Genomic DNA, 20,950 nt, shown 5'->3' with positions numbered 1-20,950 from the left:
GCTACCCAACGCCTAAGGTGAAGCATGGACTTTGCGGACGTTGTGCTGACGGTCATCGGTGCGGGACTGATTCTGCTGATGGCCGCAGATGTCTTTCACACGCTCCTCTATCCTCACGGCACGGGACCCGTGTGCAGGCTGATCATGCGTGCACTGTGGCTCCTGTCCCGACGATTCGCCGGCCGGGCCTCCACTGTCGCGGCACCCGCCGCCATGGCGGCGGTGATCGGCGCCTGGGCGTCCTTGTCCATCATGGGATGGGCACTGGTGTATTTACCGCATTTACCGGACGGGTTCGTCTACGCAGCGGGCGTCCCCCAGGGAGGGGACCTTGCCGAGGCCATGTATATCTCGATGGTCAGCCTCTCCACGGTCGGCTTCGGTGAGATAGTTCCGGCGGCGCCATTACTTCGGTTCGTCGTCGCTGCACAGGCCGTCACAGGATTCGGGTTGCTTACGGCCACGGTCTCCTGGATTCTGCAGATGTACCCCGCCCTCAGCCGACGCCGCGCCCTTGCCCACGAGCTGAACCTGTTCAGGCAGGCCGCCGGGCCGCAAGGCATGTCGACGTTGGAATCCGGACATGCCGCTGCCTTGCTCGAATCATTCGCCAGAAGTGTAGCCACGGTCAGCATGGACCTGCTGGCGTTCAACGAAACGTACTACTTCCACGAAGCGCAGCAGAGAGGATCACTGCCGGCCACCGTCGCCTATGCGCACCAACTGGCCTCAGAAGCGCAGGCAAGCACGAACATCGACCTGCAATTCGCCGGACGGATGATGCACGCGGCCTTGGATGACCTGGCCGAGGTCCTCCGCGGAAAATTCGGACACACCGGCCAAACCTCCTCAGAAGTGTTCCAAAGCTACGAAAGTCATCACCGGCACCGCCGGAACTAAGGAAGTGCCGCCCGCGATGCCCGTTGAAGAGTTCTCTTGCCGCTAAATAGCGAGCCCGCCGCGCAAGCAATGCCCCGGCACTTTGCAGGGCAATGCATCTGGCGGACTGTGCCTCATCGGGAACCCGAGGTAGCGCGGAACCTTTTTCGCGTAATCACGGTAGGACCGTCCGAAGAGCTCGGCCAGCATGGTCTCTTCGCCGAGGACAAAGCGGTGTTCCACAAGCAATTCGGCCGGCAGCGTCGCGAGGACCCATGATGAACCGGCCAAGGTTCCCGCGCCCAGTTGGATGAGCCACCAGCCGACATACATCGGATGGCGGGTGATTGCATACGGGCCGGTGATGACCAGCTCCACCGGCCGCTCCAGCGCGAAGGGGCCCGCCGAGCGGCGTCGCCGTTCAGCCAGCGCCCAAAGATTCAGGCCGACGCCGGCGAGCAGCAGTGCCGCCCCCGCTATCCGGTGGAGGGAGCGGGAGCCGGGAAGCGGCATTGGACGGACCCGGTCAAGGAGGAGATCCAGGGCCAGCGCGGCCACGATAGGCAGTGGCAGCGGGAGGTTGTCGTAAACCTCCTTCAACCGCCTGGCTGGCGAGCTTGCAGAACGGGCCGTCACAGTACGTCCGATGGCTTGCGGGCGTCAAAGAGGGAGGCGAGGAACGCCGTCGTATCTTCTGCGACCTGTTCCGGGCACTCCCACAGCACCGGGTGCCCCACATCGGGGTAGACCTTCAGCACGGAGCCGGGGATCCGGGCCGCCAGGGTTTCCTGGTCGCGGCGTGGCAGCAAGCTGTCCTGGGCGCCCCACAGGATCAGCGTGGGGGCGTGGATGGTTCCCGTTTCCGTGGGTGGCGTGGCCTCGCACAGCCCGTTCAGGATGCCTTTCCACATATGGGCCGGCATCCTGAGACCGTCGCGCACGCGGTCCTCGATGTACCAGGCGGGAACCTCGTGCAGCAGGGGAAACCAGGCCAGGGACGCCCGTACCCAGTCCTCGTCGAGGGGGTCAGCCAGGGCGTCCACTTCGTCTGCGAAGGCGGTCCGCCCGTGGAGGCTCCAGGGAGCACCCACCAGCACCAGTGCAGCGACCTTTTGTGGGTGGGCAATGGCGAGCTGCTGGGCAACGTAGCCGCCGCTTGAGGAGCCGACGACGACGGCGCTCGGCACGTTGAGGGCCTCCAGGATTGCGGCTGCGTCCTCGGCCTGTTCCGCCAGGGAGTAGCCGCGCTCCGGTTTGTCCGCCTCGCCTTGCCCGCGGAGGTCCGGCGCGTAGACCCGGAAACCGGTCAACAGGGGAATCAGGCGGTCAAAGCTGCCGCGGGATTCGCCCCACGCGTGCAGCAGCAGCACCGGCTTTGCGTCGCCGTCGCCGTGGACGAGGCACGGCACCGTGATGCCGGTGTGGAGCCTGAGATCGCGGACTTCGGAGTCCATAGATTCAGGCTACGCCCCGGGCCGCCCTCGGTAGAGTTTCGCCTATGGAAACCCCGGTGAGGGTCCGGGTTGCGCGGATCAGTCCATCGAATCAGCCCTTCGCTTCGGCTGCCGCTTTCAGGTCGGAGGTGAACTGGGAGAAGCTGGCGTCGAAGGACGGAATCTTGCTCGCGAACAGCGGAAACACCGGCCCGCCGATACGTTCAGACATCTCGAAACGGGTCTTTCCTGGGCCGGTTTCCTTGAGAGTGTAGACGCGGGTTCCGAGCGCGTCACCCCGTGCCAGCCGTGCAGTCGGTGAAAATTCCTTGATTTTCAGGGTGAATGTCCGGCTGAAAGTCGTGACTCTTGTTGTCGCGGTTCCGTCGATGCTCATGACATGGGAATTCCAATCTGTGCGTCGCCGGTGCCCGCCGCTGCCGTGAAGGGCGGCGGACACCGGCCTAATCCATAGGGAGCCAGGACTACATTCCGGGGATCTGCTGGGCCTCGTGGACCTCGATTTCGCAGCCACCTGGCATGTTCAGGTGCGGGTGCTGCTTGGCGAGCTCCAAGGCTGCTTCGACGTTCTCGGCCTCGATGAGGCTGTAGCCGGCGACCTCGCGCTGGCTCGGTGCCGTGGCTCCGCCGGGCGAAACGCGGACGCCGTTGGCCAGCGGGGTTCCGAAGTCGACCATCCCGTCGCCGACTTTGGCAGCCCAGGCGTTCCACTCCGCCATAACGGCTGCCATGTCTTCCGGTGCCGGCGCGGCCTCTGCGGGAGTCATCGGGGCGTGGTAAACAAAGAGAAACTTTGACATTTTCGGTCCTTCTTTCGTGATTGCTGTTTCTGTTGTTTGCCTGGCGGAAACGGTCAGACTGTGACGGTCCGGCCGGTGAAGGCGATGAGACGCTCGAGGCTGCCGGCGGTCTCCGCGACGGGTTGGGCGGGTGCGAAGCTGCCACCGGAGCGGACCTGTTCGGAGATCGTCGCCAGGGCCAGCCCTTCCACGTAGTCGGTGACGACGTCGGACACGGCCAGCTGCTGGCCGCTTGCCTTCGCGAAGTCCCACGCATGCACGAGCAGTTCGAGGTTCAGGATGCCGGCCACCATAGTCGCGGGGAGCTCGGCGAAGCCCATATCGATGGTTCCGTCAACGCCGCGGCGGGCGAAGGCTTCCAGTACGGGTTGCGCCAGTTCGGCGATCCGGACCTCGGGTGCAGCATCTCTGCGGTCCGTGATGTCGGCACCGAGGGCGGTGCCCATGTTTCTGAGCGATCCGGACAGGTGCTCAAGCAGCTCGTGGGCGGTGAACGCCTCGCTCGGCGTGGGCTTGTCGCGGTCCTCCGGCGTGAGCTTGCGCAGCACACCAAGGAGCACGGCAAGTGAGGCGTCCGCGGAACTGAGGTGGTCGATCGGATCAGGGGCAGCGGACCATTCGACCGGGCCGTGCCGGCGACACTTGGGGCCTAGCTTGGCCGTGGTCCTGATGCAGATCGAGCATCAGTTTTCAGCGGATCACCCGGTAGCGCACATGCGTGACGAGGGCGGTGCCGCTCACTTCTGTCGGCTCCAGCGTGAGGTTCGCGACGCCGTCGAGCAGCCGTTCGCCCGCCCCCAGGATGATGGGCGCGGTGTGGAGCCGCAGCTCGTCGATCAGCCCCGCCGATAGGTATTGCTGGGCGGTCTGCGCTCCGCCGGCAATGGCCACGTCCTTGCTGCCGGCGGCCTCCCGTGCCTGGGCCAGTGCCGATTCGATGCCGTCGGTCACGAAGTTGAACGTGGTGCCGCCCTGCATCTGCAGGGGCTCGCGTGGCTGATGGGTGAGAACGAAAACCGGTGCGTGATAGGGCGGCTCCTCGCCCCGCCAGTCCTCATCCCACGCCCCGGGACCTGCGAACATGTTCCGTCCCATGATGTAGGCGCCGGAAGCGAGGATGCCTTCGATCGCGGCCGCGTTGGCCTCGGGTTCCTCGAACATCCACCGGTGCAGGAGCTCGCCGCCCTCGCCCAGCGGCTCCGCCGGGCTTTGGTTCGGGCCGGCGACAAAGCCGTCGAGGGAGATGGTCAGGTCGCACGTGACTCGGCTCATGCGCCCATCATGCCACCCGGTCACGGCTCCTGCGTAGGGCTTGGATGCTCGATCGTGACGGTGCCGGCGTCGCCGTCGACGCGGATCTGCTGGCCGCTGGTGAGCCGCTGGGTGGCAACTCCGGTGCCGAGCACGGCCGGGATGCCGTACTCCCGGGCCACGATGGAGCTGTGGCTCAACGGGCCGCCCACATCGGTCACCACGGCGGAGGCCATCGCGAACAGCGAGGTCCAGGCGGGCGTGGTGATGCGGGCCACCAGGACCTCTCCGGGCTCCATCAGGGCGAAATCCTGGGGCCCCCGCAGGACGCGGGCCGGAGCGCTGACCCGGCCCGGGCTCGCGCCCGTGCCCTTGATGATGTCGCCGAGTTGGTGCTGCGAGCCTGCAGGCATCATGGACCCGAAGGCCTTTTCCATCCACCGGCTCTCCGGGAGCAGTTGCGGGGCAGCGGCCTTCACCTGGCCCCGCCACAGCATCTTGCGCTCCTCAACCGCGGCGGCGCGGACGGGGCGGTTCGCTCCGGTAATGGCCACGGCCGCCGGGGTGCCCGGCGCGGCCAGTCCGAACTCGATGGCGCTGCGCAGCTCCTGGTGCCGCAGCCAGAACACGTCGGCGGGCTCGGTGATGACAGCGGAGTCCACCAGCCGCTGTCCCAGTTCCAGCAGCATCCGCCGCAGCAGCGGCCAGGCCAGACCGACGTCGGCCAAGGCATCCTCGCGGATCGGCGCGGTGTTCTGTGCCCACCGGAGCAAACGGAGGAACGCGGCCCGGCGGCGCGGCCCGAGCCGGGTGCTGATCCGGCTGGTTTCGTCCTCCCGGCGGGCGGCCGACAGCCGCTGCCGCTCGTGCGGGTCAGCACCTTGCCCCCGCAGATAGAACTTCACCGCGCCCAGCAACGCTGACGGATCGTCGGCTGGCACGGGGCTGGCGAAGTCCAGGTTGTACACCGCATGGCCGAACCGGCCGAGGTGGTCCTGGAAGCGAGGACGCCACAACTGCCACAACGGCTCACTGAACCCGGCAGGCGGGAACCCCGTGCGCTGGGACTCGGCCAACGCCGTCGTCGGTTCATGGAGGATCGCCGCGGCGAGCCCAGGGACGCCGCGGGCCCAGGCTGCCAGGTCGTACAGAGACTTCTCCGCCCGGATGGGTTCGCTGTCGTAGCCGAGGATGAACGTCAGGGCGGGGGGATCCCCCTCGCGGCGGACGAACTTGTCGTAATACGCACCGAAGGAGATTTCGCTGGTCGCGGCGAGCGCAATGACTGACTGCACGGCTGTGTAGTACACGGTGCCGGCGTCCAGCAGCGCCTGCACGCCGTCCAGCAGTTCCGCACCGGAGAGCTCCGCGGCGGGCTTCGCCTGCCAGTCTTTGATCACGCGTTCGTAGCGGGGATGCGAGAATTCGCGCCAGCCGGCCACTCCCATGTGCGCCTGGCCGCGGGCCAGTGCGCGTACCGCCGTCAGCGCCCTGCCCATTACCCGCCACATTCCGGAGGTGCGGTAGTAGTAATAGGCGTAGCCGTTGATGGTGGGCAGCCCCACGTCGTCCTCGCGGATGACGTTCGTGCCGACGGCCTCGTTCATCAAGGCTCGCAGCGACCTGGACACCGAGCCGTCAATGAGGTCGGCAAACAGCGGCGAGAGCGGGTCGGGCAACTGTTCCACGATGCTCGCCCTGAAGTACATCCCCTTCGGGTACGGCACGGGCCAGGTGTCCGGGATGTCGGCCGCCGGTTCGGGGAGCGCGGTGATGGGCCGGGATTGCAGGATGAAAAACTCGCCCCCGGCCCGCGCCCACTCGATGTCCTGCGGTGCCCCGAAATGATCCGCACTCCGCGTCCCGTAGCCGGCGAGCTCGGCTGCGGCCCGGTCGTCCAGTACGGGCGCACGACGGCGGGCTGCCGCCACCGGCTGCTCCCGGGTGCCGTGCTCAGCGTAGACAGTCATAACCGCCTTGTCGGCCGTGTGCCGCGACACCACGGTGCCAGTCCCGGCGTCGACCACGAGGTCATCCGTGGTGACCGACCCGCTGACCACGGATTCGCCCAGTCCCCACGCGGCACTGATGGCGATCTGGTCGCGGCGCCTGTTGGCCGGGTTGGCGGTGAACATCACCCCGGCGGCGTCGGCCTGGACCATCCGCTGGACCACCACGGCGAGCCGCACCGAGTCCGGTCCGATGCCTTCGCGGGCCCTGTAGGCCATGGCCCGCGCCGTCCACAGGGAGGCCCAGCAATCGATCACGGCCGCGGCCAGCGCCTCGGCCCCGCGGACATTCAGGTAGGTTTCCTGTTGCCCGGCGAAGCTGGCTGCGGCGAGGTCCTCGGCCGTGGCGGAGGAACGCACCGCGACGGCTGTTTCCCCGCCGTCATCGAGACGCGCGTCGCCAAGACGCCCGTAGGCGGCGCCGAGTTCCGCTGCGACGGCGGCCGACATGGTGCCGGCCGTGAACAGGGTTCGGATCCGCTCCGAGGCGTCCTCGTAGTCCTGTGGCGTGGCATCCGGCGGCACAGTTGCCAGTTCCTGGATGCGTGCCTCATTGTGGTTGGTTTCCACAAAGTGCGAATAAGCTGCGGTGTTCAGCACAAACCCCGGGGGGACGGGCAGCCCGGCCAGAAGGAGGCCGCCCAGTCCCACGGCCTTGCCGCCGGCCATGGCGATGTCGGCTGCTCCCACATCGGCCAAACTGTTGACGTAGGTCATGACTGCGCGTCCTTACTGCCCGGTTATGGGGCGCCTGCAGCGAACCTGATTCTCCACATACTGGCACTGCCGCAGACAAGAGGCCATAGCTCACGCGTGTCTTAGGATTCACTCCCGCCGTGGCGCACATAAGCTCGATACATGGGCAAAAACCAGCACAGCGAGTTGGAAGGGCAGACCTCCATCAACGACTTGCTCGACAAGCCCATCGGCGACACCCACATCCAGCTGGTGCTGCCCATCCATGTCCAGCTCCGGCCGGGGGAGTTCCGCCGCGTGTCCTGACGGTTTCGGTGATTGAGCTAAACCACCGGGCCCTTAATGGCGGACCTTCCTGATTTTCAGACTGTGTCGTCTCGACGGAGTTCCAGTGTTCTGGTCCGCGATCCGGCGGAGGCGGCGCCAGCGCATGCCGGTCCGGGGGTGAGCCTGGTCCGTGGGATGCGTTGGATGTACCGGCCTCGATGCACTCCTTCGGCGCCGAGAGCGGAGAATGACGACTAGCGTCACGCCCAGCCAGGCGAACGCTGCCCCGATGACGAGGAAAACCGCCGGGATCGTGTCCATGATTAAGTTTAGATCCCAACCCGTAAGTGCACTTACTAAACCTTAGGCACCTGGCCAGCGGCCGCCGTCGGTAATTACGACGACGGCGCACGGCTTAGGAGCGCCGCTCGCGTTGGTACTTGGGCGCGCCGGTGGATGAAGTATTCGGCCACCGCCAGGCTGAGTGCCCATGATGCGCCAACCAGAAGCGCCCGGGTCAGTTCGTCAACCGGTCCAACCAGGAGAATCCACGAAATGGTCACCACAACAATGGTTTCCTGGGCGATGCCGATGGCGTACGCCCGGGACATCCATTCGCTGTGCCGGACGTAGTTCCGGCGCCGCACGGCGATGAATCCCAGGACAATGAACGCCACCATGGCGGACCCGAAGGCCAGCCGAAGGACAAGTAGAAGCGGCCCGTCCAGGGGCGGGAGATCGTAGAAAACTGCCATCCACAAACCCGACAGGGCGGCGAGCAGGCCGGTGGGGGCAAGAATGCGTCCCGCGATTTTGTGCCAGCTGGCCCTGCCGCGCTTGCCCCGTCGAAGCGAGGGAACGAACTGAAACGCCCCCAGCACCAGGTACACCGTGACGGTGGGGATATGGATCAACACGGGGACTGGCGAATCAAAGAACCGCGCGTTATCCGGCGTGATCTGACCTCCCGAGAGCTCGGTCAGGCGCCCGGCCCCGGCGATGACCGGGACGAGGCTGAGGAGGATCAGGGCGGCAGGTACGAGCCAGCGGGTCCGGGGGCTTTGACGGGAGCGGGGAAGGGATGCAGATTTCATGAGTTTTGCTCTCTGGTCTGTGCGCTCGCGCGCTCGCCCGGGGTTGCGTCAGTCCAGGAACCCCCAGCCTTATGCGCAAATCGAAGTTTCCGAGAGTTGGCGGCCGGAATAACGGTGCCCAACAGCACCCTATTCGCACGGCGTCGGCCCAACGTACTGCAGTGAGTTCGAAATAGCGATAAGAGGGAATCCACGCGCCATCGATAATTTACGACGGCGGTGCGCGGCTTGGGCAGCGTCGGTCGCCTTGGAGATTGTGTCCGGGTTTTCAGCTACTGCGTCAGAAATGATCCTGCGCGGCAGTGCTCCGATCAAGATCAGCTCAAGACTCAATCAACGTTGTGCGAGGTTCGTCGAAGTTTCGGTTTCCCCAGCTCCCCAAGAAATAGGCTCGGCATTTACGTGAAGTTTCAAGGAATGGGTCAGGCTAACCCGGCCGTATTGGGGAAAAAGAATGTCGAACTATCAGACCCTTTTCGGGTCAGCACCATCTGCTCCTGCGCCCGGACCTAATCCGCCCCGCAGGCCACGCGCTTCGACGTTCGTCGTCGGCGGCATCACAGCCCTCTTCGTGATTATTGGTGCCTTCAGCGGCGGGTTCGGGGGCGCCCTGGTTGTCTTGGCCATCTCGGCTGCCATCACCGGCCTGTATGTCCTGGCCACCGGACGCCGGTCCTGGGCGTGGCTCCCGGCCAAGCGGAAGGCAGGGGCCATCGCCCTGGGGGTTTCCTTTGTTCTCTTCATCGGCGGTGCGGCCGCGTTGCCGCGGACGAATGCGGATGACCTTGAGGCAGCCTCCTCAGACTGGAATGCCTCACCAGCAACGGCCACAGCGAGTGCCTCTTCCGCAGGTTCGCCGACGCCGTCGTCCGCTCCAACTGCGCAGGCGACGGGCGCCCCGCTCGATCCTGAGACGGCTTTCGCCCTGGCGAACGGCGTCAGCGCAACGGCTCCGAAGACGCAGCCGGCGTTTGCTACCAAAGCGATCGACCTGCTGGCGGCCCTTCCCGTCAAGGGCCGGGCGCCCAAGACCGGATATGACCGCGCGCTGTTCGGGCAGGCGTGGATGGACGTTGACCGCAATGGCTGCGACACCCGGAACGACATGCTCAAACGCGACCTAACAGGGATCGCGTACACCAACAGCGTGCCCTGCAAGGTTCAGTCCGGAACGCTGGCGGACCCCTACACGGGTAGCACCATCAGATTCCTGCGGGGGAGTGCCACCAGCAGCGCCGTCCAGATCGACCATGTTGTTGCACTCAGCGACGCTTGGCAGAAGGGCGCGCAGCAGCTGACCACGGAGCAGCGGACGGCCTTCGCGAATGACTCCCTGAACCTCCAGTCCACGGATGGTCCCACCAACATGAAAAAGGGCGACGGCGACGCCGCCACGTGGTTGCCGCCGAACAAGGGCTTTCGGTGCGAATACGTGGCCCGGCAGATTTCGGTGAAGGCAACGTACAGCCTGTGGGTCACCCAGGCGGAGCACGACGCGATGGCCAGGATCCTGGCCGACTGCTCCGGGCAGCTCGCACCAACAAACGAGCAGGCACCAGTCGCCGCGGTGCCGGCACCTGCACCGGCGGCCGCCCCGGTAGCTCCCGCTCCTGTCCCAGTGGTTGTGGTGCCTGCTCCTGCCCCGGTTGCTCCCGCTCCTGTTGTGCCGGCACCTGCTCCTGTAGCGCCGGCCGCCGTCTATTACGCCAACTGCACGGCGGCCAAGGCGGCCGGCGCCGCACCGATCTATGCGGGGCAGGCCGGCTACCGGGCCGGGCTGGACCGCGATTCCGACGGTGTGGCCTGCGAGAGCTAGCCACGCCCAAATTACTCCACCTATTTAGAAAATTTTCCAAGGGGGAAAAATGAAGAAGACACTGACATTAATTGTGCTGACCGGCCTCATGCTGACGGGATGCAGTGGTAAGCAGGCGTCATCAACGTCAACCGCTGTTGCAGTGGTTGCAGATGCTGTCACGGTTCCAGGGGTGCTGAGCCTGACTCTGGACAAAGCCACGGAGCAACTGGAAGATCTCGGGTTCAAGGTCGAAGCTGCGGACACTGCCGATGGCAAGTCCATCATCGTAAAGAAGAACTGGCAGGTGACGTCCCAAGACCCAACCGAAGGCGCACAGGTGGCAAAGGGCTCCACCGTTCACCTCGGCGTCAAGAACCTTGAAAAGGCTGCGGCGGAAAAGGCCGCCGCTGATAAAGCCGCAGCTGACAAGGCTGCAGCAGAGGCGGCTGCTGCAGCAAAGGTTGTGGCGGACAAAGCTGCGGCAGATCAGGCAGCCGCGCAGCAGGTTGCAGCCCAGAAAGCAGCCGAGGCAGCCGCACAGCAGGCTGCCCAGCAGGCGGTCGTAAAGCCAGCACCCGTAGTCCAGGCACCAGCCCCGGCACCGGCAGCGGCCTACTTCGGCAGCTGTGCCGAGGCCAAGGCTGCCGGGGCAGCACCGCTCTTTGCCGGGCAGGCCGGCTACCGGGCGGCGCTTGACCGGGACAAGGACGGCGTTGCCTGTGAGAGCTAGCGCCACCTCTCGACTTAGCTTGCATGCGCTGTTTTCGTTCGCGAACAGACCCGGGAGCCAAAAGGCGTTCGAAGGCCAACAGTGCGAACGTTTTTGGAATGCTCAATCAATAGGAGAATCATGAAATATCGCAGCATCGCAGCGCCCTTACTTTTGCCTCTCATCACCTTCGGTATTTATTCTTTGGTGTGGAGTGTAAAGACAAAGAACGAAATGAATAAGTACGGCACTGCAATACCCACGGCGTGGTTGCTGATCGTGCCGATCGCCAACATTGTCTGGCTGTGGAAGTATTCAGTCGGCGTTGAGGTGTTCACTCGCCAAGGCCTCGGACGTCACGCCGCCTTCTGGCTTATGTTCCTCTTGGGCTCCATCGGCTCAGCTATTGTGCAGCACGAATTCAATAGGAAGATTTCGCCGGCTTCCCTTAGCGTGTCTGTCTCCGCCTGATATACGGGCAAGTGCTGGCCACATGACATCCGACAAGGAGATACCGCCTGTGAACACTTCAGAAGCTAACAATTCGCCGCAGGACGAGCCACGTCAATCAGAGGAACCTCACCCGGAACCGAACAGCCTTGCCAACAGTTCGACAGCAGTCGGAGCACCGGACTCAAGAGAGCCACACGAACCGCAGACCAAGATTTGCCAAAAATGCAGTGTCCAAAGTCTGACGCTTGGTGGCTATTGCCCGAGTTGCGGCACCCCGTACATCGCCCGAAGCCGCTTCGCTAACGTAAACAAGCGCATTGTCCTTATTGCGGCAGCTGTTCTCATTGTTGTGATCGCGGGAATTGGAATCACGCTAAACATTCAGCATACAAACCAGGTCAACGCCGAGCAGGCTGCCGCGGCGTCAGCGGCTGAAGCCGAAAACAAGCGGCAGACCGAGGCCACGAGGGCAGCGGCCGCTGCGACTGCTGCAAAACAAGCCGCTGATACGGGCAAGCGGGCACAACGAAAGCTGATTATCACAGCGCTGGAGGACTCAGTTCTGAAGGACGCAGAGTCACGTGTCACCAAGGGTGTCCTGGAGTGGCCGATCACGCGGGCTTCCTGCACTCCGCTAGGAGGAGGTTCCTCCGATGACTTGACGGCTATCACTGGCACGTTCCAATGCATCGCAGTCAACAAGACCGAACCGGATGGCTCGTCATCGGGCTACCGTTTCTCGGCAACTGTCAATTGGAATGATGCTAGCTATTCGTGGCACCTGGGCAGCTGACAGAAGAACCTCGGCGTAACCCCGGTGGCGGGGTTCAGCGTCGAAGCGGAAGAGGGGCGCCTCGGTGCTGTTCAATGTGGCTGCGACGGCTCGGTAGCGGCGGCGCCCCGCAGTCGCGCGAGCAGCCAGACCGTCCGCGGGATCGGCCAGAGTATGGCCAGCACGAGCACAGGCACCAGCGAGACGCCGACGTCGGGAAACTGGCGGATGATCACGAACAGGTGGGTGTCGAACCGTGCGGGGGCGTAGACGAGGCACAGCCAGAGGGCGAACCCGTCGAGCACGAGAGCCGCAACTCCCCAAATCAGAAGCACCCAGCGCTTCCGGGACGCGGCACGCCGCCGGAGCAAAAACCGCAGCACCAGCCACAGGCTCACCAGCTCAGCGAGGAGCAGGGCCAGGGCCACCGCCCAGCTGTAGCGCTGCAGCCAGTCCTCGAACACAACTGCGGGCACAGGGGACTGCCCGTGCAGGATCCGCAGGACGTTGGTGTCGATGGCCTTGAGCCGCGACGGGGCAGCGGTGTCGTTGCCGTTGATGACCAGCGCGACGCCGAGGCGAGACTCCTGAACCAAAGCCAGATAGGTGTGGCTGTTGCCCCATTCGCCCTGATGCTCCAGCAGCAGCGGCAGGTCCGCCTCCGGGACTGGCGGCGCTGCGGGATCGGTGGACTCCACGAGCGGCCGGGTGAACCACCCCATGGCGTACCCCTTGGACCCGTCCACCTGCACCCCCGGCTCGAACATCGCCTCCAAGCTCCCGGGCCGGAGGATGCGGGCATTGCCGTACCGTCCGCCGTCGAGCAGCGCGATCAGCTGGTGGCCGAGGTCCTCGGCCGAGGCGTACAGGGTGGACGACGGCATGCCGGTGGTGGGTGCGGGCACGCCGGTCTGGCGCCAGAAGGAGCCGAACCACAGCGAGTAGCCGGCGGCCGCCTTGTCCGCGCGGGCGGCAGCCTGCGTGGGATGCGTGTGCGTCATCTCCAGCGGTCCGAAGACGTGCTGCTCCAGGTACTCCCCGAAAGGCTGGCCGGAGACTGTCTGCACCAGGAGGCCCAGGATGTTGAAGTTGGCGCTGGCGTAGTGAAAGGCCTCGCCCGGTTCACCGGCCAGCGCGGAGCCCGACAGGGCGCGGACCCCTTCTTCGAGAGCCTCCGGGCCCTGCGCGTCTGAGGCTTCGAAGGCCGTGTCCTTGGATGACATGCCGCTGGCCTGGTGGAGCAGGTGACGGACCGTGATGGCTTGCGAGCGGCTGTCGTTCAGGGTGAACCAAGGCAGGTACGTCTGCACCGGCTCGTCCAGCCGCAGCCGGCCGGCCTCCACCTGCTGCATCACGGCGATGGCGGTGAGGGACTTGCTGGTGGAGGCCAGCAGCACCGGCGTCTGGGCGGTCATCGGGCGCCCGGAGTCGTCGGCGCGTCCAAATGTGGCGGAGTGCACCTGGACGCCGTCCCGGACGACGGCGATGGCGGCGCCCGGAATCCCGAGGATGTCCAGTTGCTCCCGGAGGAAGGTGTCCAGCGCGTCGTAGGTCTGCTCGGGGCTCGCGGGTCCTGTGGCCGGCGGGCCGGCAGGGGCCGGTGCCGGTGTGGTGGCGCCGCCGAGGATCCCCACGGTCAGGAAGCACATGAGGATACAGGGCGCTGACCAGGAAATAGCTCGCATGCCCGCACCTGCACTTCGGCTGACCGTCCCTTCACGGTATGGCCTGGCCAGGTGGAAAACAATGCATCCATGCAGTCGGGCGGCGGTTGCGGCAAGTGCACCCCTGTATCCTGACAATGCAGGTTGAATGGTTCCAGCGGCCATCAACCAAGCTCGGTTCGCGGCCGGATGACGGTCCGGAATCTTGGGCCGTCGCCTTCCACGTCGTGGAATCACCGCCGCAATCGTCAGTCGCCGATCGGCCCCCGGACTCTTGGAATGGATCTATATCACTACTGACTCGCCAGCTCCCGTGGGAATCCCGACGTCGGCCCTCCAGCCCCCGCGCGGAGCTGCGGTGGATGAGCCCGCCGTCGTGACCTGGGCCGAGGCGGGTGTCAGTATGACCGCGCGATGGCGTTCGGCGAACGGCAGACCAGCGCCGACGCGCGTCGAAGTGGTCTCCGACTCCCTCACGGCCGATGAAGCGAACCGGTTGGCGTCACAGGGGATCGCGATGCTCTGGCACGGCGACTTCCACAACGGGCGGCAGATCCTCAACGCCATGGACCGGCGGGTAGGTGCCGGAAAGAAGATCACAGGAACTCCGGCCGAAAAGTTCTATCGGCATCGCCAGTCCCGCTCGCATCGTGCACGCATTCTCGGCCTGCTGCTGATTCCTCTTGATCCGGGCCCTGTGGTGCCGCTGCGCCGCGCACCGGATATCCGGGAGGCCGCCGCTGAAGCGTACGGCGATATCCGCGAATCTTCCGTTGTGTCCCTGCATGAGCTTGTCGGGGCAATTGGCGCCCACGAGTGGCGACGGAACGGCGTCTACGTCGATGCCCTGCAGGGCCGCATCCACCCGCACTATGGCACGTTCTTCCCCACCCGGAGTGAGTATGTGGATCTCGTGGCCGCCGCGCCGCTGCCCTCGGACACGCTGGCGTTCGACGTCGGAACCGGCACCGGGGTGCTCGCTGCCGTCCTCGCGCGCAGCGGCGTCCACCGCGTGGTAGCGACGGACAATGAACCGCGTGCCATCGCCTGCGCCGGTGAGAATTTCCGGAACCTCGGTGTCCAGGACCGTGCTGAGGCCGTCCTGACCGACATGTTCCCGCCCGGACGGGCGCCGCTCGTTGTGTGCAACCCGCCCTGGATTCCAGCCACGCCGCATTCCACCCTGGACAATGCCGTCTACGACCCCGGCAGCAGGATGCTGTTCCGCTTCCTGAACGAACTCTCCGACCATCTGAAGCCGGGCGGTGAGGGCTGGCTTGTCCTGTCCGACCTAGCCGAGCACCTTGGCCTGCGGACCCGTGAGGATCTGCTGGCCGCCATCGACGCGGCTGGGCTGAAGGTGGTGGAACGGCTCGACACCAAGCCAACGCATCCTAAGGCATCGGACCGCGATGATCCTCTGTTCGAGGCGCGCACGGCCGAGGTCACGTCCCTGTGGCGGCTTGTTCCCCGGTAGTCACAAGCTTCGCCGCACGTGCGCCAGCCACCGGACAGAAGCAGGCTATGGATCTCCTTGGTCGAAGATCGGGTAGGGAGGTTCCAGCGCCGGGCGCCGAGGGGATCGGCGGCATCCGGAAACAGCCGCTACCTTGGCGCCATCACAGCCACGGTGATGATCGGCATCTTCTACGGGACCGGCGTTACCCAGGCCAATTGGGGAGTCATAGTGATCACCATGCTGGTGCTCGGCGCCGTCGCGTTCGGCGTGACGCTGCTGTGGCGGGAGCGGAAGTAGGTTTTCCGGCTGACCCGGATCGCGCTCTGCAAGGCTGGGTTAGCTGGCCTATGACATGGCCGGTACTTCGCCGGCATCCAAGGAGCCGCCGTCTGCCTCCGGCAGTGTCAGGGTGACGGTGGTCCCCCGTCCGGGGCTGCTGGCCAGGGCGATCGTCCCGCCATGGTTTTCGATGATGGTTTTGGTGATCGGCAGTCCCAGGCCTGCACCGGGAATGGCGGAGGCGTGTGCGCGTGCTGCGCGGAAGAATCGGGTGAAGGCCTGGGCCTGTTCTTCCTGGGTCATCCCGATGCCGGTATCGGCGACCTCGCATCTGATGTTGTCCCCGTCCCGGCGGGCTCGGACCGTGACGGCCCCGCCGTCGGGGCTGTATTTGATCGCGTTGGAGAGCAGGTTATCGATAACCTGCCCGATGCGGGCCGGATCGAACCGGCCGGTTACGGGTCCGGACGGTTCAAGGTGCAGGCTGATGCCCGCGGCACTGGCATGCGGAGTGGCGGATTCGATGCTGTGGCGGATCACTTTGGTCAAGTCTGCTGGCCGGGGGTTGATGGCCAGGGTATCCGAGGCGACTGAGAGCAGGTCGGTCACTAGATGCAGCAGCCGTTCGGCGTTGCGTTTGGCCACGACCAGATACTGGGCCAGGTCGGCGGGAAGGTCGGGGTGTTCGTCCTGGGCCAGGCCGAGGTAGCCCAGGATCGAGGTCAGGGGAGTCCTCAGCTCATGCGAGACACTGGCGACGAACTGGTCCTTGGCTGCAAGGGCTGTGACCAGCGCCGTCACGTCGGTAAAAGCCAGCACGGCGCCGGAACTCCGGCCGGTGCCGTCCTTGATCAGCCGAGACGTTGCGGAGAAGGCGCGTTGACCGGTGCCGGTGCCGGTGCCGGTCCAGATCAATTCGTCGGTGAACGCTTCGCCCCTGGCCGCTCGGCGCAGCGGGTGCCGGGCCGGCGGCAGTGGGCTGCTCCGGTCAACGCCGAACACCGGCACCTCCTCACTGCCGGGCGCCGGCGGGTTTTCGCTGAGGGTACCGGCGAGGTAGTGGCTTTGCTGCTTGTTCATGAGAATTTTCCGGCCCTGTTCATCGACCGCGCACACGCCGACACTGACGGTATCCATGATGGTGCCCAGCAACCGCTCGCGCTGTTCGCTGGCCGCGAGCAGTTCCTGCAGTTCCTTGTCCTGGTTTTCCAGCTGCAGCCGCTGACGCAGGACAGCATTGGAGACCACATGCGCGGTGAGGGAGATCACCCCGAGGATGACCGGGAGCAGTACGATCCGGATGAACGACGGCCCTGTGAAGCCCATTCCAAGGATCAGCGGCGGAAGGACCGCACTGAGAATCGTGGCCGATACCGCCATCACAACCCCGCTACGGTGGCGGCCGAGGGATAGCCAGACGACCGGGAAAACCAGCAGGAAACCCAGCACAGTGAGGTATTGATCCGCCGCTTCGCGGGAGAACCCGATGGCCAGGCAGTCCAGGACCGGAATGACTACCCAGGCGCGGGTCGGCAGCCGCCCCCACGGCACCAGCGCGCACGCGGCCAGAAGGACCAGATGGGCGCCCAGACTGTACAGGAATGGACCGGGCTGCAGGAGCCCGGGGCGAAATGCCTCCGCAAGGACGGTGACCAGCAGCATCGTCACCGACAGCGGCAACTGGAATATCACCATCCGACCCCTAAGGTCCAGGCTCCGGAAGTAGTTATCGAGCGAAAGGAGCGGCATCGCGTTACCCATTCGTGCTTCCTTTCAAATCTGTCCAGCCGTTTGTTTCCGCCGCCTGCAGTTCCGGGAGATTTCTGAATCCTACTGCCACCAGAGGCCCACTGGCATGACTGTGTCCGTATTAGCGGTGAGTGCTTCTGAACCCGACGACAGCACCCCTGGTTTATCAACCACAAGGGACCCCTTCGGCGCCCTATTTCCTCGGCGTATTGACACACAGATTTCGTCGGAATACTGTCTGCCTTAACGGGGCTTTCCGTCCCGTTCCTGGGTATATTCGGCGCTGGAGTCTGGGCCGCTTCTGCTAGGCGAGGGTGCCAGCAAGGAGTTCTAAATGTCTTGGGAAATGACCGGAAAGTATGTCGCCAACTGCAATTGCCAGCTGATTTGTCCGTGCCCGGTGGATGGTACGCCCACGGGATCGGATGGCGAGTGCCGCGGCGTGGCTGTGTTCCAAATCGCGAGTGGAAAACTCGATGACACCGATCTGTCGGGCATCGCCTTCGCCTTCTGCAACTGGTTCCCGTCGAACCTCTCGGCCGGCGGCTGGAAGGTGGGAGTCGTCCTTGACGACGGCGCATCGGCTGCGCAAGCCACTGCCTTGGAAAGCATCCTTCATGGTGAGGCCGGCGGCCCGTTCGCGGATTTTGCGGCGTTGTACGGAGAATGGCTGGGAGTGGAGCGCGCCAGCGTCACATTCTCGGACGGCGACACCCCGTCCGCGTCGGTTGCCGGGCGGGTGAGCTACACGTTCGAGGCCCTGCCGGGACCCGACGGTGGTGTCACCACCGTCAAGAACGCGATGTTCGGGTTCGCCCCGGAATTCCGGATCGGCAAAGCGCAGGTACACTCGGACCTCTTTGGCCTTGACTTCGACGGCGTCTACGGTGAGACCGCGGACTTCACGTTCGCCAGCGCGATGGCCGAAAACGCCCCCAAAGGCCGGGCATGAGCGCCGACAGCTGATGCTGCGCAGGAAGCAGTCCACAAGAGGCGGCGTTCGCCCGTCTGCGCGCGCCGCCGTTTCGCCTGCCACAGCGGCCGGTTCTACGGCAGCCGCGTCCCGGGTCGATCCGCGGGAGGCTGGCCTGATCGCGGTCCTGCTGATACTCGCCGCGGCGAGTTGGGTCTTCACGTCCACTCAGCTGAGCGGGATGGACATGGGTCGGTGGACTGAGCCGGGGCCGCTGGGATTCTTCGTCGCCACGTGGGTGGTGATGCTGGCGGCCATGATGTTCCCGTCCGTGGCACCCATGGTGGTCGCATATGGCCGGATTCAGAGCCACCGACGCAAGATGGCGCGGTATGCTCCGGCAGGATCCACCGCCGTTTTCGTGGCCGGATACCTGATCACGTGGACGGTCTTCGGCGTCGTGGCGTATTCGCTCTACATGTCAGTAGCGTCGCTGGCTCCCGGGCTCTTCGCCGCGGATCAAGGCGGCCGGTACCTGGCGGCCGGGGTGATTATGGCGGCGGCGGCCTATCAGCTCACGCCCGCCAAGAACGTCAGCCTGATGAAATGCCGGACACCCATGGACTTCATCCTGCACCGCATGCGCCCCGGATACCGTGGCGCGCTGCGCATGGGAGTTGAGCACGGGGCGTGGTGCGTCGCATGCTGCTGGGCGCTGATGGTGGCGCTGTTTGCGCTCGGTGTGATGAGCATCGGCTGGATGGCGCTGATTGGGGCCTTCATTGCAGGAGAGAAGATGCTCCCGTGGAAGCGGCTCGCCAACCGCTCGGTTGCGGTGGCACTGGCCGTGATTGCGCTCGGAGTTGCCCTCACTCCAGCGGCGTTGGTCGGGATGGGGATGTAAAACGGGGGGTTCTTGAATGGTCTCATGTACTAGAGGAGTCGGAAATGTCTGACGGGACTGGACTGATCCAGCGGTTTTACAAGGAGATAATCGAGGGCGGAATTCTGTCCCTCATTGACGAGTTGGCGACGGATGACTACATCGATCACGAAGAGGCTCTTCCAGGGCAACCTCCCGGCAAGGACGGCGTCCGGTACTTCGTGAACGCGATCCGGACGGCGTTCCCCGATATTAAAGTCAAGTCAATGGAAGCGTCATTGGCTGACGGAAACATGGAGGCGTGCCACGTAATTCTCACGGGCACTCATCGTGGCGAGATGGCCGGCATGGCAGCAACCGGCAAAAGCGTCGAATTCGGCACCACCGACATTATTCGCGTCGAGGACGGCAAGGTGGCTGAGCATTGGGGAACCACGGACAACCTGAGCCTCATGCAGCAGCTCGGTGCCATCCCTACCTAGGGCTCATCTGACGGGCGTCCGCAATCGGGCCAACCCTCGAAGGGCCTTCCGCCGTCGTCCTAGCCGACGGCGGGAGGCCCCTTTGTGCGGCAGTGTCCGCATCGTCGACACCCGCTGGGACCCGCCGGTCACTCTCGGGGTGCGGCTGGTCAGCACTATTGCCAATTGCCTCCAGCACGTGGGGCAGGCCGCGTACGCCAAGGGCCTGAACCCCTGACTGATACTGCCGAGCTGCTGGTGTGAGATCCGCCGTCGTGGGCCAGACGGACGGCGCACCGGGGAGATGAAGTCATGGTGAAGATGTTGAACATTCCCCAATAACTGCAGGTCCGCGTAGTTGCAGCGCGTCAGCTACCAACAGTCACTCAGCCGCCACGAAAGGCCTACCAAACATGGTCCCGAGAACGGGCCATCCGGTTTCGTCCCGGCCGAAGCTACGCGTCAGCATCAGGTGTCGGCCGTCCTTTACAGCCACAACGACCACTAAGGCTTCGTCACGATCGGCCCTGATGTGTTCACTGCGTGAAACGATGTGCTTATGGAGATTCCAGGGACGTTGGACGCGCATCGCCTTGGCGACGAACATCCTTCCGAAGCGGACATCGATCTGTACCGCGTGCTCAGCGCTGACATCTCAGCCGGCGTCGCCGTGGTTTCTACATTGCTGCACAAGCGCGACTACGCAGCAACAGTGACTGCTTTTCTCTCCGTCTCCTATGATCCGCCTACGATGCTTGTCAGCCTCTACGCGGGCTCACGCATTGGCGAAGCAATTGCCACGAGGGGTACGTGGGCGTTGAGTCTGTTGCGCAGCAAGCATCAAGGCGCAGCGGATTGGCTGGCCAGTCAAGGGACCCCCGTTGAGGGCCTGCTGGCCCAGGTTCCCTACCGCCGCGGCCCGGCCACCGGATCGGTGATCCTCGATGGATCGATCGCGTACTTCGAGCTGCGAACGGTTGCAATCCATCCTGCGGCAACGCATCTGCTCATCGTCGGAGAGGTACTTGCGATGGGTAGTGACGCTCCAGCGGCGGAAGTACCGGACCCCCTCATACATTTTGCTTCTGCCTACCACCGGCTGGCGCCCTAGAAGTTACCCACAAAGGCGGCGAAGACCGCTGATCTCCCGGGTTACCACCTGCCCGCACACGGCACCCCGACCTGAATCAAAACCCACCATTGCCGGAGGCACAGCGGCACCTCAAGTGCCGGATGGGTCCAGTTCTGCCTCTTATGGCGGGTCTGTACCAACAATTATTTGTCGGCCTCTTGCGGCATTCACGTCGACGGGGCGGCAAACTAAGGAGACCCACCATGGGTTTGGGTGAGAAGATCCATA

Annotated in this window: 22 protein-coding genes and 1 pseudogene; 13 read left to right on the top strand and 10 right to left on the bottom strand. The window is 64.7% G+C overall.

Going from position 1 to position 20,950, the window contains the following annotated elements; translation table 11 throughout:
* The first annotated feature begins 24 nt into the window (after nt 1–24).
* Entirely contained in the window at nt 25–900 is an 876-nt protein-coding gene (locus NG698_RS05900; RefSeq protein ID WP_252599305.1) for an ion channel, read from the top strand.
* Nucleotides 901–942: 42 nt separating this feature from the next.
* Here NG698_RS05900 and NG698_RS05895 read toward each other — a convergent pair whose 3' ends face one another.
* The 7 genes from NG698_RS05895 to NG698_RS05865 all read right to left on the bottom strand — a co-directional run bounded on the left by NG698_RS05895 (nt 943) and on the right by NG698_RS05865 (nt 7,110).
* Nucleotides 943–1,437 (bottom strand): methyltransferase family protein, encoded by a 495-nt coding sequence (locus tag NG698_RS05895; protein ID WP_252608765.1) that lies wholly within the window; start codon nt 1,435–1,437, stop codon nt 943–945.
* A 74-nt stretch (nt 1,438–1,511) separates the two neighbouring features.
* Nucleotides 1,512–2,333 carry an alpha/beta fold hydrolase gene (locus NG698_RS05890; protein WP_252608763.1) on the bottom strand — a complete coding sequence of 274 codons (822 nt, stop codon included), beginning with the start codon at nt 2,331–2,333 and terminating at the stop codon, nt 1,512–1,514.
* Between the two features lie 91 nt (nt 2,334–2,424).
* Complete coding sequence (locus NG698_RS05885) at nt 2,425–2,709, bottom strand: SRPBCC family protein (protein WP_252599302.1); 285 nt, start codon at nt 2,707–2,709, stop codon at nt 2,425–2,427.
* Between the two features lie 88 nt (nt 2,710–2,797).
* Entirely contained in the window at nt 2,798–3,133 is a 336-nt protein-coding gene (locus NG698_RS05880) for a YciI family protein (RefSeq protein WP_252599301.1), read from the bottom strand.
* Nucleotides 3,134–3,186: 53 nt separating this feature from the next.
* Nucleotides 3,187–3,729: a TIGR03086 family metal-binding protein gene (locus tag NG698_RS05875; protein WP_308216165.1), complete on the bottom strand. Its 543-nt coding sequence runs from the start codon at nt 3,727–3,729 to the stop codon at nt 3,187–3,189.
* A gap of 94 nt (nt 3,730–3,823) precedes the next feature.
* On the bottom strand, nt 3,824–4,405 hold the full coding sequence (locus NG698_RS05870) for a dihydrofolate reductase family protein (RefSeq protein ID WP_252608761.1): 582 nt from the start codon (nt 4,403–4,405) through the stop codon (nt 3,824–3,826).
* A 20-nt stretch (nt 4,406–4,425) separates the two neighbouring features.
* Complete coding sequence (locus NG698_RS05865) at nt 4,426–7,110, bottom strand: PEP/pyruvate-binding domain-containing protein (RefSeq protein WP_252608759.1); 2,685 nt, start codon at nt 7,108–7,110, stop codon at nt 4,426–4,428.
* Between the two features lie 141 nt (nt 7,111–7,251).
* Here NG698_RS05865 and NG698_RS05860 point away from each other — a divergent pair, with 141 nt between their 5' ends.
* Nucleotides 7,252–7,395 carry a hypothetical protein gene (locus NG698_RS05860; RefSeq protein ID WP_252599294.1) on the top strand — a complete coding sequence of 48 codons (144 nt, stop codon included), beginning with the start codon at nt 7,252–7,254 and terminating at the stop codon, nt 7,393–7,395.
* 356 nt (nt 7,396–7,751) lie between these two features.
* On the opposite strand, the gene NG698_RS05855 is transcribed toward NG698_RS05860, so the two are convergent.
* A complete protein-coding gene (locus NG698_RS05855) occupies nt 7,752–8,450 on the bottom strand; it encodes a DUF2306 domain-containing protein (RefSeq protein WP_252608757.1) in 699 nt (232 codons plus the stop codon).
* A gap of 454 nt (nt 8,451–8,904) precedes the next feature.
* Between NG698_RS05855 and NG698_RS05850 the strand changes: the two genes are divergently transcribed.
* The 4 genes from NG698_RS05850 (at nt 8,905) to NG698_RS05835 (ending at nt 12,203) form a co-directional block, all read left to right on the top strand.
* Complete coding sequence (locus tag NG698_RS05850) at nt 8,905–10,266, top strand: GmrSD restriction endonuclease domain-containing protein (RefSeq protein WP_252608755.1); 1,362 nt, start codon at nt 8,905–8,907, stop codon at nt 10,264–10,266.
* 49 nt (nt 10,267–10,315) lie between these two features.
* Nucleotides 10,316–10,978 (top strand): excalibur calcium-binding domain-containing protein, encoded by a 663-nt coding sequence (locus NG698_RS05845; RefSeq protein WP_252608753.1) that lies wholly within the window; start codon nt 10,316–10,318, stop codon nt 10,976–10,978.
* 120 nt (nt 10,979–11,098) lie between these two features.
* Nucleotides 11,099–11,428 (top strand): DUF4234 domain-containing protein, encoded by a 330-nt coding sequence (locus tag NG698_RS05840; protein ID WP_252608750.1) that lies wholly within the window; start codon nt 11,099–11,101, stop codon nt 11,426–11,428.
* Nucleotides 11,429–11,477: 49 nt separating this feature from the next.
* Nucleotides 11,478–12,203, top strand: coding sequence for a hypothetical protein (locus NG698_RS05835; RefSeq protein ID WP_252608747.1), 726 nt, complete (start codon nt 11,478–11,480; stop codon nt 12,201–12,203).
* 71 nt (nt 12,204–12,274) lie between these two features.
* Here the strand turns inward: NG698_RS05835 and NG698_RS05830 are convergent, their stop codons facing one another.
* Entirely contained in the window at nt 12,275–13,867 is a 1,593-nt protein-coding gene (locus NG698_RS05830; protein WP_252608741.1) for a serine hydrolase domain-containing protein, read from the bottom strand.
* 382 nt (nt 13,868–14,249) lie between these two features.
* Between NG698_RS05830 and NG698_RS05825 the strand changes: the two genes are divergently transcribed.
* Together NG698_RS05825 and NG698_RS05820 are read left to right on the top strand one after the other, a co-directional pair.
* On the top strand, nt 14,250–15,323 hold the full coding sequence (locus NG698_RS05825) for a methyltransferase (RefSeq protein ID WP_252608908.1): 1,074 nt from the start codon (nt 14,250–14,252) through the stop codon (nt 15,321–15,323).
* Nucleotides 15,324–15,380: 57 nt separating this feature from the next.
* A complete protein-coding gene (locus tag NG698_RS05820; RefSeq protein ID WP_252599286.1) occupies nt 15,381–15,602 on the top strand; it encodes a hypothetical protein in 222 nt (73 codons plus the stop codon).
* A gap of 48 nt (nt 15,603–15,650) precedes the next feature.
* Here the strand turns inward: NG698_RS05820 and NG698_RS05815 are convergent, their stop codons facing one another.
* Nucleotides 15,651–17,345 carry a PAS domain-containing sensor histidine kinase gene (locus tag NG698_RS05815; protein ID WP_252608739.1) on the bottom strand — a complete coding sequence of 565 codons (1,695 nt, stop codon included), beginning with the start codon at nt 17,343–17,345 and terminating at the stop codon, nt 15,651–15,653.
* 322 nt (nt 17,346–17,667) lie between these two features.
* On the opposite strand from NG698_RS05815, the gene NG698_RS05810 reads away from it, so the two are divergent.
* The 5 genes and pseudogenes from NG698_RS05810 to NG698_RS05795 all read left to right on the top strand — a co-directional run bounded on the left by NG698_RS05810 (nt 17,668) and on the right by NG698_RS05795 (nt 20,701).
* Nucleotides 17,668–18,285, top strand: a complete 618-nt coding sequence (locus tag NG698_RS05810; protein ID WP_252563703.1) for a DUF1326 domain-containing protein — start codon at nt 17,668–17,670, stop codon at nt 18,283–18,285.
* Nucleotides 18,286–18,298: 13 nt separating this feature from the next.
* Nucleotides 18,299–19,150 (top strand): DUF2182 domain-containing protein, encoded by an 852-nt coding sequence (locus NG698_RS05805; RefSeq protein WP_252608721.1) that lies wholly within the window; start codon nt 18,299–18,301, stop codon nt 19,148–19,150.
* Nucleotides 19,151–19,194: 44 nt separating this feature from the next.
* On the top strand, nt 19,195–19,611 hold the full coding sequence (locus NG698_RS05800; protein WP_252608718.1) for an ester cyclase: 417 nt from the start codon (nt 19,195–19,197) through the stop codon (nt 19,609–19,611).
* Nucleotides 19,612–19,708: 97 nt separating this feature from the next.
* Nucleotides 19,709–19,828, top strand: a pseudogene (locus NG698_RS21640) (mycothiol transferase); the annotation flags it as partial.
* 321 nt (nt 19,829–20,149) lie between these two features.
* Nucleotides 20,150–20,701: a flavin reductase family protein gene (locus tag NG698_RS05795; protein ID WP_252573739.1), complete on the top strand. Its 552-nt coding sequence runs from the start codon at nt 20,150–20,152 to the stop codon at nt 20,699–20,701.
* Nucleotides 20,702–20,950 lie beyond the last annotated feature (249 nt).

This window comes from Pseudarthrobacter raffinosi, from assembly GCF_023913735.1.
GTDB classification, from domain to species: domain Bacteria; phylum Actinomycetota; class Actinomycetes; order Actinomycetales; family Micrococcaceae; genus Arthrobacter; species Arthrobacter raffinosi.
Note: the sequence above shows the minus strand (reverse complement) of the source record. Positions and strands in the feature narration are given on the sequence as shown.

Excerpts from the sequence above, each read along its gene's own strand:
- NG698_RS05900 (WP_252599305.1), top strand. The coding sequence starts at position 25 with ATGGACTTTGCGGACGTTGTGCTGACGGTCATCGGTGCGGGACTGATT.
- NG698_RS05890 (WP_252608763.1), bottom strand. The coding sequence starts at position 2,333 with ATGGACTCCGAAGTCCGCGATCTCAGGCTCCACACCGGCATCACGGTG.
- NG698_RS05885 (WP_252599302.1), bottom strand. The coding sequence starts at position 2,709 with ATGAGCATCGACGGAACCGCGACAACAAGAGTCACGACTTTCAGCCGG.
- NG698_RS05880 (WP_252599301.1), bottom strand. The coding sequence starts at position 3,133 with ATGTCAAAGTTTCTCTTTGTTTACCACGCCCCGATGACTCCCGCAGAG.
- NG698_RS05870 (WP_252608761.1), bottom strand. The coding sequence starts at position 4,405 with ATGAGCCGAGTCACGTGCGACCTGACCATCTCCCTCGACGGCTTTGTC.
- NG698_RS05865 (WP_252608759.1), bottom strand. The coding sequence starts at position 7,110 with ATGACCTACGTCAACAGTTTGGCCGATGTGGGAGCAGCCGACATCGCC.
- NG698_RS05860 (WP_252599294.1), top strand. The coding sequence starts at position 7,252 with ATGGGCAAAAACCAGCACAGCGAGTTGGAAGGGCAGACCTCCATCAAC.
- NG698_RS05855 (WP_252608757.1), bottom strand. The coding sequence starts at position 8,450 with ATGAAATCTGCATCCCTTCCCCGCTCCCGTCAAAGCCCCCGGACCCGC.
- NG698_RS05850 (WP_252608755.1), top strand. The coding sequence starts at position 8,905 with ATGTCGAACTATCAGACCCTTTTCGGGTCAGCACCATCTGCTCCTGCG.
- NG698_RS05845 (WP_252608753.1), top strand. The coding sequence starts at position 10,316 with ATGAAGAAGACACTGACATTAATTGTGCTGACCGGCCTCATGCTGACG.
- NG698_RS05840 (WP_252608750.1), top strand. The coding sequence starts at position 11,099 with ATGAAATATCGCAGCATCGCAGCGCCCTTACTTTTGCCTCTCATCACC.
- NG698_RS05830 (WP_252608741.1), bottom strand. The coding sequence starts at position 13,867 with ATGCGAGCTATTTCCTGGTCAGCGCCCTGTATCCTCATGTGCTTCCTG.
- NG698_RS05825 (WP_252608908.1), top strand. The coding sequence starts at position 14,250 with ATGACCGCGCGATGGCGTTCGGCGAACGGCAGACCAGCGCCGACGCGC.
- NG698_RS05815 (WP_252608739.1), bottom strand. The coding sequence starts at position 17,345 with ATGGGTAACGCGATGCCGCTCCTTTCGCTCGATAACTACTTCCGGAGC.
- NG698_RS05810 (WP_252563703.1), top strand. The coding sequence starts at position 17,668 with ATGTCTTGGGAAATGACCGGAAAGTATGTCGCCAACTGCAATTGCCAG.
- NG698_RS05805 (WP_252608721.1), top strand. The coding sequence starts at position 18,299 with ATGCTGCGCAGGAAGCAGTCCACAAGAGGCGGCGTTCGCCCGTCTGCG.
- NG698_RS05800 (WP_252608718.1), top strand. The coding sequence starts at position 19,195 with ATGTCTGACGGGACTGGACTGATCCAGCGGTTTTACAAGGAGATAATC.
- NG698_RS05795 (WP_252573739.1), top strand. The coding sequence starts at position 20,150 with ATGGAGATTCCAGGGACGTTGGACGCGCATCGCCTTGGCGACGAACAT.